Origin of the sequence: Clostridium sp. SGI.024 (genome assembly GCF_050315195.1) — a bacterium.
GTDB lineage: Bacteria > Bacillota > Clostridia > Clostridiales > Clostridiaceae > Clostridium.
Genome location: NZ_JBNPON010000043.1, coordinates 1 through 11522, shown reverse-complemented (window position 1 = coordinate 11522; position 11522 = coordinate 1). Strand labels below are relative to the sequence as shown.

11 protein-coding genes are annotated in these 11522 nt (G+C 27.1%); 8 read left to right on the top strand and 3 right to left on the bottom strand.

Annotated elements, in window-relative coordinates; translation table 11 throughout:
* Positions 1-55: 55 nt before the first annotated feature.
* Together ACQRD5_RS11815 and ACQRD5_RS11810 are read left to right on the top strand one after the other, a co-directional pair.
* Positions 56-1306, top strand: coding sequence for a S41 family peptidase (locus ACQRD5_RS11815; protein ID WP_291629136.1), 1251 nt, complete (start codon positions 56-58; stop codon positions 1304-1306).
* A gap of 11 nt (positions 1307-1317) precedes the next feature.
* Positions 1318-2586, top strand: a complete 1269-nt coding sequence (locus ACQRD5_RS11810) for a PDZ domain-containing protein (protein WP_291629135.1) — start codon at positions 1318-1320, stop codon at positions 2584-2586.
* A gap of 83 nt (positions 2587-2669) precedes the next feature.
* On the opposite strand, the gene ACQRD5_RS11805 is transcribed toward ACQRD5_RS11810, so the two are convergent.
* From ACQRD5_RS11805 to ACQRD5_RS11795, 3 genes are read right to left on the bottom strand one after another with little or no spacing between them, the layout of a single operon-like run.
* Positions 2670-3584 (bottom strand): hypothetical protein, encoded by a 915-nt coding sequence (locus ACQRD5_RS11805; protein WP_291629134.1) that lies wholly within the window; start codon positions 3582-3584, stop codon positions 2670-2672.
* Complete coding sequence (locus ACQRD5_RS11800) at positions 3571-4326, bottom strand: ATP-binding cassette domain-containing protein (RefSeq protein ID WP_291629132.1); 756 nt, start codon at positions 4324-4326, stop codon at positions 3571-3573. The genes ACQRD5_RS11805 and ACQRD5_RS11800 overlap by 14 nt, the downstream gene beginning before the upstream one ends.
* Positions 4326-5018, bottom strand: a complete 693-nt coding sequence (locus ACQRD5_RS11795) for a GTP-binding protein (protein WP_291629130.1) — start codon at positions 5016-5018, stop codon at positions 4326-4328. The genes ACQRD5_RS11800 and ACQRD5_RS11795 overlap by 1 nt, the downstream gene beginning before the upstream one ends.
* Positions 5019-5210: 192 nt before the next feature.
* Here ACQRD5_RS11795 and ACQRD5_RS11790 point away from each other — a divergent pair, with 192 nt between their 5' ends.
* The 6 genes from ACQRD5_RS11790 to ACQRD5_RS11765 all read left to right on the top strand — a co-directional run bounded on the left by ACQRD5_RS11790 (position 5211) and on the right by ACQRD5_RS11765 (position 11349).
* On the top strand, positions 5211-5861 hold the full coding sequence (locus ACQRD5_RS11790) for a Crp/Fnr family transcriptional regulator (RefSeq protein WP_291629128.1): 651 nt from the start codon (positions 5211-5213) through the stop codon (positions 5859-5861).
* A 36-nt stretch (positions 5862-5897) separates the two neighbouring features.
* Positions 5898-6899 carry an ABC transporter substrate-binding protein gene (locus tag ACQRD5_RS11785; RefSeq protein WP_291629126.1) on the top strand — a complete coding sequence of 334 codons (1002 nt, stop codon included), beginning with the start codon at positions 5898-5900 and terminating at the stop codon, positions 6897-6899.
* Positions 6868-7635 carry an ABC transporter permease gene (locus ACQRD5_RS11780; RefSeq protein ID WP_291629124.1) on the top strand — a complete coding sequence of 256 codons (768 nt, stop codon included), beginning with the start codon at positions 6868-6870 and terminating at the stop codon, positions 7633-7635. The genes ACQRD5_RS11785 and ACQRD5_RS11780 overlap by 32 nt, the downstream gene beginning before the upstream one ends.
* On the top strand, positions 7636-8235 hold the full coding sequence (locus tag ACQRD5_RS11775; protein ID WP_291629122.1) for an ATP-binding cassette domain-containing protein: 600 nt from the start codon (positions 7636-7638) through the stop codon (positions 8233-8235).
* A gap of 200 nt (positions 8236-8435) precedes the next feature.
* Positions 8436-10409 carry an excinuclease ABC subunit UvrB gene (gene uvrB / locus ACQRD5_RS11770; RefSeq protein WP_291629119.1) on the top strand — a complete coding sequence of 658 codons (1974 nt, stop codon included), beginning with the start codon at positions 8436-8438 and terminating at the stop codon, positions 10407-10409.
* 43 nt (positions 10410-10452) lie between these two features.
* Positions 10453-11349, top strand: a complete 897-nt coding sequence (locus ACQRD5_RS11765) for a radical SAM protein (RefSeq protein ID WP_291629118.1) — start codon at positions 10453-10455, stop codon at positions 11347-11349.
* Positions 11350-11522 lie beyond the last annotated feature (173 nt).

The window sequence follows — 11522 nt, the reverse complement described above, 5'->3', positions numbered from 1 at the left end:
ACTTAAATTATATTATTTAGAAAATTTATAGTTTTATGAAAGGAAGTATTAGAATATGGAGGAGAATAAGAAGTACAAAGGTAAACGTAAAAAAACCTTTATAATAGTAGGATTAATTATAGTTTTCATATTGTCCAATTTTATGTTTTTCTATATAGGAAATTTATTTGCTTTTAATGGGCTAAGTTTAATAAGTGTTAGTGAAGACGTAGCAAAAGATATTAGTGAAATCAAAGATGTTAAGAAGTATGAATTACTATTTCAAGTTAGAGATGCTTTATTAACAAAGTATGATGGGGAGTTAGATGACAATTCTTTACTTGAAGCTGCCATTAAAGGTATGACTCAATCAGTAAATGATCCATATACAGTATTTATGAATGCTAGCGAATATAAGGCTTTTGAAGATCAAATAGAAGGGCATTTTGTTGGTATCGGAGCACAATTAGGAATTAAAGATGATAAAATAACAGTTGTGTCACCAATTGAAGGATCACCAGCAGAAAAAGCAGGATTAAAAGCTGGAGATGTAATTTTGAAGGTAGATGGTAATGAAATAACAGAGCCTAATTTAGATAAGACTATAGCAACAATAAGAGGAGAAAAAGGTCAAGAAGTAACCTTAACTGTATTAAGAGAAGGATCTGAATATCTTGATATTTCAATAGTTAGAGATGAAATAAAAGTTGTTTCTGTTAAGGGTGAAATTATAGATGGAAACATTGGATATATACAAATATCTTCCTTTGATGAAGATGTAGCAAAGGATTTTAAAAATAAAATAGTTGAATTAAAGTCTCAAGGTATGAAGGGAATGATATTAGATTTAAGAGGGAATCCAGGTGGATCTCTTAGTGAGGCTGTAAATGTAGCTTCTCAATTTATACCAAAGGGAAAGGTAGTAACTTATACAATAGATAAGTATGATAAAAAGCAAGAAGCAAAATCAGTAGGTGGAGAAGCAGAGGGAATGCCATTAGTAATATTAATTGATGGAGGAAGTGCATCAGCATCAGAAGTTGTAACTGGAGCATTAAGAGATTATGAAGCAGGAACTATAATAGGAACTACAAGCTTTGGTAAGGGAATCGTTCAACAATTAATAGAATTTAAAGATGGTAATGGTGGATTAAAAGTAACAACTTCTAAATATTATACTCCTAATGGAGAAAATATACATAAAATAGGAATTAAGCCAGATATAGAAGTTGAAATTCCAAAGGATATTTTAGAGAAGGAATATGATAGAAGTATAGATCCTCAATTTAATAAAGGATTAGAAGTTATAAAAGAAAAGATAAAATAGGAGGCTCACAAATGGAGTTAATACTATATACTTTAAGAACCGTAGCTTATGCTATTGTTGAGCCTATGCATATATTTATGCTAGTAGTTTTAGGGATAATGTTTTATACAAAAAATAAGAGAATATCAATTATGCAGAAAATGACTATTGGGGAGATGATTAACTCCCCTTTAGAACTTACATTATCTCAAATATCTTTAGGTATAATTGCTGGAGCTATAGTTAGTGTAATATTGAGTATGTTAGGAATAATTTTCAATGAAAATTCTGGAATAGAAGTTATGTTTATGATTTCTATTTTACTGCTTTTTATAAAAAAGAGGTTTATTTGCTTTTCTTATTCTGGAGCAGTATTAGGGGCTATAAGTATTTTATCAAGTTCTTTAGCAAGTGTTACAAATACTAGTTCATACATAAATGTTAATATATTGGAACTTATGACATTTGTAGGCATTATGCATATGTTAGAAGGAATACTAGTTATGTTTGATGGTGGAAGAGGAGCTATACCTGTATTCTCAAATAGAGACGAAAAAATAGTAGGTGGGTTTGCATATAATAGATATTGGGCTTTGCCAGTTGCTATATTTATAGCAATAACAAGTAATATATCAACAGCAGTTACATCTTCAGTAGCTACACCAGATTGGTGGCCAATAATTAATAAGTCACAAGCATTATTAATGTTAAGTTCATCAATTATTTCAGCTATACCATTATATGGTGTAGTATCATATAATTCTGTTTCTTTTACAAAAAGAAAGAATGTAAAACCAGTTTACTCTGGAGTTGGAATATTAATATATGGGATTATATTAACATTAGTGTCTCAATTAGCCCAATTTGGAATTATTGGACAAATTATTGTTGTTATATTTGCTCCTTTAGGACATGAATTTATGATTAAAATACAAAATAAAATTGAAAAAAGTGGACAATATATTTATTTTACTGATGATAATGGAGTTTCAGTTTTAGAAGTAGCACCAACTTCGCCAGCTTATGAGTCAGGAATAAGAAGAGGAGATAAAATATTAGAAGTTAATGGGGAAAAAGTTTTATCAGAAGTTGAAATTTTTAAAGCTGTAAGAGAGAATTTTAACGAAATTTCATTTAAAGTTAAAAAAATTACCGGGGAAATAGTCGATTTATCAATATTACCAAAGAATAAAAAGGTAGGAATGTTATTAGTACCAAGAATGGTAAAGGTAGATAATGCTATTAGTGTAGATAATGATGATTTTAAGAAAGTATTAGATGAAATGAAGAAAAAAAACTAAATATTTCTGTGTCTATCAAATTGTGTATACTTAAGTTTTTATTAAAAAAGAGCTGTTGCACTAATTTTTAGTGCAACAGACATCTATATATATTTATTATAAAGTTCAAAGAATTCTTCAGAATTAGTTTTATTTAACCATTCTTTAGAAGGATATAAAAATTTATGGTTATTATTTAAGATAAGATTATCGTCAATTGTATCAGCAATACAAGATACTAATGATGCTGATTTTACAAATGAATTACAGAAATCTTTTGTTATAAGTGAATTTAAAACTTCTAGCATAGTATTTTCATCTAATGATTTACTTGCAGTTATATAAGAGGGTAAAGCTATAGCCCCATCATTAGGATATGATATAAATAAATCAGTATTATTAGCTCGCTTTGCATATATACTAGGAGTTATAGCAATTCTATCAGAACCATTTTTTACTGCATTAAAGGATTGTATTGGCATATTTAATATAGTTGTATTAGATAAGAATTTTTCAGCGTAATCTTTTCCGTATTCACTCCAAATAGCTTTTACTATAGATTTTGCACCAGAGTTATTAATTCCACCTACAACAGTTCTAGCATCACTTTCAACTATATTTTTAATAGAGTCTTTTAGACCAGTATAGTTGTTATTATATGAAAAAATTAATGGAATAATTAAGAAGGGAAGAATCTTCTTATCGAAATATACATTTGAAGTTTTGATTTCATTTTTTAAATTGAAATACTGTGATAACTCATATAAGTCTTTGGAAAATTTTGAGTAGATATTTTTATCTTCATATACTTCTAAATCAGTTGATACTATAATATCAGGAAGTATAGCATCGTCTTTCTTTAAATACTCATTAAGTTTAAAAGGACATCCTATACCAAAATAAGTAATTTCTAAATTAATATTTTTTTCTTTTAAAGTTAAAATTAAATTATCTAAATAATCTTTTTCATATTTATGAAGTATACATATATTACTCCAGTATAATTTAACAGTTTTCATAAAGTTTATCTCCTTTTCTTAATTTAGATTGACATTCTAGTTGAAAATCATACATAAGTTTAAGTTTGTTTAATATTTCTTTTTCTTCTTCACTTTTATCTATTACATTAAAAATAGATCCATTTTTCATTATTATTCTCTTTTCAGCTATTAATGCTGTATGAGGATCATGTGTAACAATGAAAATTAGTTTATTACTTTTTAATAGCATATCTAAAGCAATATTTTTATTTATTCCAGCATTTTCTATTTCGTCTATTAAAATTATTGGATTATCAGATATAAGAGCAATATCGGCAATCATTAATGCACGAGTTTGGCCACCACTTAAAGATGAAAGTTCTTGATTCATTGAAACAGGTTCTGATGTTATAGAATTTGCAACATTTAATATTTCTTCTATTGATACAGAGCTATTATTTTTACATTCTTTATGTATAATTAAGAATTCTTCAACTGTAGAATCAAGTACAAATCTCATATTTTGGCTTAAGTGTGAAATAAGCTGTGTAGAAAAGAAATTTCTTTCTTCTATAGGTATTTCCATATTATCAACAAGAATTTTTCTTTGAGTTAATGAATCTTTATTTACAAATTGCTCTATATCCTTTATTAATCTGCTTTTTCCAGAGCCAGTATTACCTACAATAGAATATATGTGACCTTTATAAAAGGTTAATGCTTCAAAGTTTTCAATATTACCATATTTATCTTTACCAGGATAAATAGTTATACTTTTCATTAAAAATCACCTCTAAAGTTTATTTTAGATACTATTCCTTGTTGGAATTCATCGCCTATCCTACATTCACCAATACAATAAGAGCATACTCCACTTGGCATTGTATGTCTTAATAAGTGAGTATCATTATTTTCGATATTAATATTATTTATATAATTTGAAATAAGCTCTACTCCATAACCAACTAAGCCATCAATAAAGAATATATTAGAATTAGGATTTATTTTTTTTATATTAAAAGAGATTATTTCTCTTTCTGCTTGAGATACCATATCTATTTTACTTAGAACTATGGCATCACTTTCACTTAGCATAGGCCCTAATTTTTGAGGCGTTTTAAAACTAGATGTACAATCACATACACATATATGTAAAGTTTTATTTGTTGCAGGAGAACATCTATTACAAAGACCAGCAGTTTCTATTATTAAAATATCACTATGTTTATTTTTTGCCCAAGTCATTAGTTCGTTTATATTAGAAATAAGAAAATGATCTGGACATATATCTTTACTAAGCCCAACTATATATGGGACATTTAATTTTTTATATATTAAGTCATCATCAGTAGCTAAGCAATCTATTTTACATATAGAAGGATTAATATTTTTAGATTTTAAATAAGGAATTAAGTGTTTTATTAAAGATGTTTTTCCAACAGAAGATGAACCAGAAATTAATATAGTTTTCATTAATTAAGTAAACCTCCTTGATTATTTTTGTTAAAATATATAATAGCATTAGATAATAATATAAACTGTATCAAATTAGACAAATAAGAAATAAAATTAATTGAAAATAATTATCAATAGCGTTGAAATGTAGTAAATACTATGATAATATTTCAAGTAAATTGAGTATTTTTCATATAAGAGGTGATATCTTTGAGTGGGAGAGAAGTGCTGGTAAATAGCAAATTATTTTCTGAAAGATATATAGTTGAAAACAAAATAAAAAATAAAATTTATAGAAAAGGTCAATTTATAAGTGATTTTTTTGATGGAGAATTTTATGTAGGAGTAATTAAAACTGGGAAAGTATCTGTATATTGTATATCAAGTGATGGAAAAGAAGTTAATATGTCTCTTTTAAAAGAAGGAGATGTTTTTGGTATTTCTAATATATTTGAGGATGAACCTTTAGAAACTGTGTTAAAATGTAAGAGTAATGTTTCTGTTATTTTTTATCCTAAAAGAGATTTTATAGAAATGATAAAGCATGATAGTATGATTTCTTTAGAGTATTCACGCTATTGTAACAGAAAAATACAGTTTTTATTAAAAAAAATAGAATTTTTAAATATACAATCTAGTAAGAAGAAGCTTATAGAGCATTTATTAGAAAAAAATAATGATAATAATATGGTTTTGTTAGAGTGCTCTAAGGAAGAGCTAAGTAAGATTCTTAGAATAAGTAGAGCATCTTTATATAGAGAATTACAATCATTACAGAATGAAAAATGTTTAGAATTTAACAAAAATAGTATAAGGATATTAGATAAAGAAAAATTAAAAAAAATTCTATATGAAATATAAATTAAAATATAAACTAAGCATAAGGAGATGTATTTTATGAAAAAGAAACTAACATTATTTTTATTAATAGCATTAATGATAAGTTCATTAGCTGGATGTAGTTCAAATGTAAAAAAAGATGATGCAAAAGAAGAAGCCAGCGTAGTGGCTAAGGTAACTGCTTTAAAAGGACCAACAGGAATGGGATTAGTTAAAATGATTAGCGATGAAAATAGTAAGGAGGAAAAAAGCTATGAATTTACTATAGCAAATTCTGTAGATGAAATTACACCTAAAATAGTTAATAAAGAAATAGATATTGCTGCTGTTCCAGCAAACTTAGCATCAGTTTTATATAATAATACTAATGGGGAAGTTGTAACATTAGCTATTAACACATTAGGAGTTTTATATGTAATCGAAAATGGAAATTCTATAAATAGTATTGAAGATTTAAAAGGAAAAACAATTTACTCTAGTGGAAAGGGAGCAATTCCTGAATATAGCTTTAATTATATTTTAGAACAAAAGGGCATAGATCCTAACAGTGATGTAACAGTGGAGTATAAATCAGAACATACAGAGTGCTTAGCAGCTTTATTAAATGATGAGAATGGAATAGCTGTATTACCTCAACCATTTGTTACAACAGCTTTAAGCAAAAATAAAAATTTAAGAGTAGCTTTAGATTTAACAAAAGAGTGGGAAGCCTTAGATAATAATAATGGAAGTACATTAATTACAGGAGTAGTAGTTGCAAGAAAAGAGTTTGTTGAAAAATATCCACAGAAGGTTTCTAGTTTCTTAGAAGAGTATAAAAAATCAGTTGATTTTACAAATAATAACTTAGATGAAGCAGCTAAATTAATAGAAGAAAATGGAATAGTTACAGCGGAAATAGCTAAAAAAGCAGTACCTTATTGTAATATAGTATTAATAGATGGCGAAGATATGAAGGAAAAGCTAAGTGGGTATTTAGAAATACTTTATGATGCTAATCCAAAGTCTGTAGGAGGAAAGATACCAGATGAAGCTTTCTACTACATTCAAGAAAATTAATAAAGCTCATATATTAGCAATAGTTTTTTGGCTTATAGTATGGCAAATTGTCAGTATGATAATTGACCAAGAAATACTTTTAGTAACGCCTTTTGCCACTTTAAAAAGGATTTTGGAGTTATCTATAGAAGTAGAATTTTGGAAATCTATATTTTATTCTTTTGCAAAGATAACAACAGGATTTATGTTAGCTTTTATAATAGGAATAATAACAGCAATAATAGCATCAAATAAAAAGAATTTTAAAATACTTATTGAACCATTAATACTTACAATACAAGCTATTCCAGTAGCATCTTTTGTAATATTATGTCTTATATGGATTTCATCAAAAAATTTATCTATTCTTATATCTTTTTTGATGGTACTACCTGTTGTTTATAGAAATGTGCTAGATGGAATAAATAATATCCCAAGAGAATTAGAAGATATGGCAAAGGTATTTAAGGTTAGTAGGGTTAAAAAAATAAGATATATATATTTATCAGAAGTAGCACCTTATTTAAGAGCTGCCTGTAGCATTTCTTTAGGGTTATGCTGGAAGTCAGGAATAGCAGCAGAAGTAATAGGTATGCCAGCTAACTCCATTGGTGAAAAGTTATACACAGCTAAAATATATCTAAATACTCCTGATTTATTTGCATGGACTATTGTTATTATTTTAATAAGTATTTGCTTTCAAAAAAGTTTTTTAAAGTTAATAGACTTATTACTGAAAAGATTGGAGATAAGTTAAATGGATATAGTAATTGAAAATCTAAAAAAAAGATATAATGATAAAGTTGTGTTAAATAATTTTAATTATACTTTTAAAGATAAAACTATATCATTTATAATGGGGGCTTCTGGAGTAGGAAAAACAACTTTGATAAAAATATTAATGGGATTAGTACAAGCTGATGATGGAAAAGTTATAGGAATAAATAATAAAAAAATTAGTGTTGTATTTCAAGAAGATAGTTTATGTGAAAATTTAAGTGTTTTATTGAATATAAAATTAGTATGTGAAAATATAAGTAATTTAGAAATTGAAAAATCTTTAGAGTTACTAGATTTAAAGGATTGTATGCATAAAAGAGTAAGAGAATTAAGTGGAGGTATGAAGAGAAGGATAGCTATAATTAGAGCATTATTATATGACTTTGATTTGCTTATAATGGATGAACCCTTTAAAGGATTGGATAAAGAGACTAAGATTAAAGTCATGGATTTTGTAATAAGTAAGTTAGAAAATAAAAGTGCTATTATAATAACTCATGATATGGATGAAATAATGTATTTTAAAAAATTTAGACAATTAAAAATTAATTATATTACTGATTTGGGGATGGTATAACATCTCCTTTTTTACTATTGTTTTATATTTTTCTATAACTTCATATTTTAGGTGAACTTTAATTTATGTTACTTATAAAAAGTGATTAATTTACTTTTGTAATAAGATATAATTATAGGTATAATCTATTTATTAGAAGGAGAAACATGTTTATATAGAAAGGAGATATTACTTTACAAAATAAAGTAATAGTAGAAAAAATGCCGGAGTTTAAAATAGAATCAAAATTTAAACCAACTGGGGATCAGCCTCAAGCTATAGAAAGCTTAGTTAATTCAATTAATAATGGTGATAGATGTCAAACTCTATTAGGTGTAACTGGTTCAGGGAAAACTTATACCATGGCAAATATTATCGAAAGAGTTCAAAAGCCTACATTAGTATTAGCTCATAATAAAACATTAGCAGCTCAATTATGTTCAGAATTTAAAGAATTTTTTCCGAATAATATTGTAGAGTATTTTGTATCTTATTATGATTACTATCAACCAGAAGCCTACGTACCGCAAACAGATACATTTATAGAAAAAGATGCATCTATAAATGATGAAATTGATAAGTTAAGACACTCTGCAACATCAGCTTTATTAGAAAGAAGAGATGTTATAATCGTTGCTTCAGTTTCCTGTATTTATGGATTAGGTAATCCAGAAGAATATAGAAAATTAACTATTTCTTTAAGGCCTGGAATGATAAAAGATAGAGATGAGATTATTAGAAAACTTATAGAAATTCAATATGAAAGAAATGATATTGATTTTGCTAGAGGAAGCTTTAGAGTAAGAGGAGATTCTTTAGATATAATTCCTGCATCTTATTCTAATAAAGGAATAAGAGTAGAGTTTTTTGGAGATGAAATAGAAAGAATAAGAGAATTTGATGTATTAACTGGAAATATATTAGGAGAGAGAAATCATGTTTCTATTTCACCTGCATCTCACTTTGCTACATCTCATGAGGTTTTAGAGAAGGCTATAAAGCAAATAGAAGATGAACTTGAAGATAGGCTTAAGGAACTTAATAGTCAAGAAAAGTTATTAGAAGCTCAAAGATTAAGACAAAGAACTAACTTTGATATAGAAATGATAAGAGAAATGGGATATTGTAGTGGAATAGAAAACTATTCAAGGATTTTAGATGGAAGAGCACCTGGAACACCGCCACAAACATTATTAGATTATTTTCCAGATGACTTTTTAATGTTTATAGATGAAAGTCATGTTACATTACCACAATGTAGAGCAATGTATGCTGGAGATAGATCAAGAAAGAATACTTTAGTTGATTATGGATTTAGATTACCTTGTGCTTATGATAACAGGCCATTAAAGTTTTCTGAATTTGAGAAAAAAATGAATCAAGTAGTCTTTGTTAGTGCTACACCAGCACAATATGAGTTAGATAATTCAACTAATATAGCAGAGCAAGTTATAAGACCAACAGGATTATTAGATCCAGTTATAGAAATAAGACCAGTAAAAGGTCAAATAGATGATTTATATGCTGAAATTAAGAAAACTACAGAAAAAGGCTTTAGAACTCTTATTACTACTTTGACTAAGAGAATGGCAGAAGATTTAACTAAGTATTTAAAGGATTTAGGAATAAAAACTACTTATATGCATTCAGATATAGAAACTATAGAAAGAATGAAGACTATAAGAGATTTAAGACTAGGTGAATTTGATGTATTAGTAGGTATAAACTTACTTAGAGAAGGATTAGATATACCAGAAGTAGCATTAGTTGCAATTTTAGATGCAGATAAAGAAGGATTCTTACGTTCAGAAACATCCTTAGTTCAAACAATAGGTAGAGCAGCCAGAAATTCTGAAAGTAGAGTAATAATGTATGCCGATACAATTACTAAGTCCATGGATAAAGCTATAAAAGAGACTGAAAGAAGAAGAAAAATTCAGATCGAATATAATGAGAGAAATGGAATTACACCTCAAACCATTATTAAAGATGTAAGAGAAGTAATTGAGGCAACTAAGGTAGCTGAAGAAAAAGTGGAATATAGTACTGAAAATATTAAGGAAGTTTCAGAAAAAGATAAGAAGAAATTAATTAAGAAATATACAGAAGAAATGATGGAAGCAGCTAAGAACTTACAATTTGAAAGAGCAGCAGAACTACGTGATATTATTAATGATTTAAAAGGTAAAAAATAAATAGGGTTATGAAAAGTTTTGAAGAAATCTGGAGTGATGAAAAATGGAATTGTTGGAAAGTTGTAAGTTATGCCCAAGAAATTGTGGCGCAAATAGATTAAATGGTAAAAGAGGCTTTTGTGGAGCAGGAGATAAAATAAGGGTGGCTAGGGCTGCCCTTCATTATTGGGAAGAACCATGTATATCAGGGGATATAGGCTCTGGAACAGTATTTTTTTCTCATTGCACATTAAAATGTGTATTTTGTCAAAATTACAATATAAGTCAATGTGAATGGGGAAAAGAAATATATATAGAAAGATTAGCAGAAATATTTATTGAACTTCAAGAAAAAGGGGCACTAAATATAAATTTAGTTACTCCAACTCATTATGTTGCTCAAATAATTGAAGCTATAAAAATAGCTAAGAGTAATGGATTAAAACTTCCTATTATTTATAATAGTAGTGGATATGAGAAAGTAGAAACAATAAAATTATTAAAAGGATACATAGATGTATATTTACCAGATATGAAGTATTTCGATACTAAATATTCAAGTAAATATTCAAAAGCTAAGGATTATTTTAAATATGCAAAGGAAGCCATAGATGAAATGGTAAATCAAGTTGGAGAGGTTAAGTTTGATGAAAATGGAATAGTACAAAGTGGAGTAATAATAAGACATCTTATGTTACCAGGACTTTTATTTGATTCTAAGAAAATAATAGATTATATTTATAATACCTATGGAGATAAGGTTTATATTAGTATTATGAATCAGTATACACCTTTAGATAATGTAAAAAAGTATCCAGAAATAAATAAGCCTTTAAATCAAAAACATTATGAAGCTTTAATTGGTTATGCTTTAAATTTAGGTGTTAAAAATGGATTTATTCAAGAAGAGGGAACTGACAGTGAAAGTTTTATTCCATTGTTTAATTTCGAAGGAGTATAACTGCTAAAGTAGAATGAATAATTAATGAAGGGTCTGTTGCATTAAAAATTAGGCACAGTTCCTTTTTTTGTGTTAAAAAAATAAATCTAAGACTTTAAAAGTTTTATGCTTAACTATTTTACTACTTCATGGTTCTTTCAAGGGATTAATAATTGTAGTATTTTAAAATAATT

Coding starts and splice junctions, on each gene's coding strand:
- ACQRD5_RS11785 (WP_291629126.1), top strand. CDS start 5,898: ATGAAAAAGAAACTAACATTATTTTTATTAATAGCATTAATGATAAGT.
- ACQRD5_RS11775 (WP_291629122.1), top strand. CDS start 7,636: ATGGATATAGTAATTGAAAATCTAAAAAAAAGATATAATGATAAAGTT.
- ACQRD5_RS11810 (WP_291629135.1), top strand. CDS start 1,318: ATGGAGTTAATACTATATACTTTAAGAACCGTAGCTTATGCTATTGTT.
- ACQRD5_RS11765 (WP_291629118.1), top strand. CDS start 10,453: ATGGAATTGTTGGAAAGTTGTAAGTTATGCCCAAGAAATTGTGGCGCA.
- ACQRD5_RS11805 (WP_291629134.1), bottom strand. CDS start 3,584: ATGAAAACTGTTAAATTATACTGGAGTAATATATGTATACTTCATAAA.
- ACQRD5_RS11800 (WP_291629132.1), bottom strand. CDS start 4,326: ATGAAAAGTATAACTATTTATCCTGGTAAAGATAAATATGGTAATATT.
- ACQRD5_RS11780 (WP_291629124.1), top strand. CDS start 6,868: ATGAAGCTTTCTACTACATTCAAGAAAATTAATAAAGCTCATATATTA.
- ACQRD5_RS11795 (WP_291629130.1), bottom strand. CDS start 5,018: ATGAAAACTATATTAATTTCTGGTTCATCTTCTGTTGGAAAAACATCT.
- ACQRD5_RS11815 (WP_291629136.1), top strand. CDS start 56: ATGGAGGAGAATAAGAAGTACAAAGGTAAACGTAAAAAAACCTTTATA.
- uvrB (WP_291629119.1), top strand. CDS start 8,436: ATGCCGGAGTTTAAAATAGAATCAAAATTTAAACCAACTGGGGATCAG.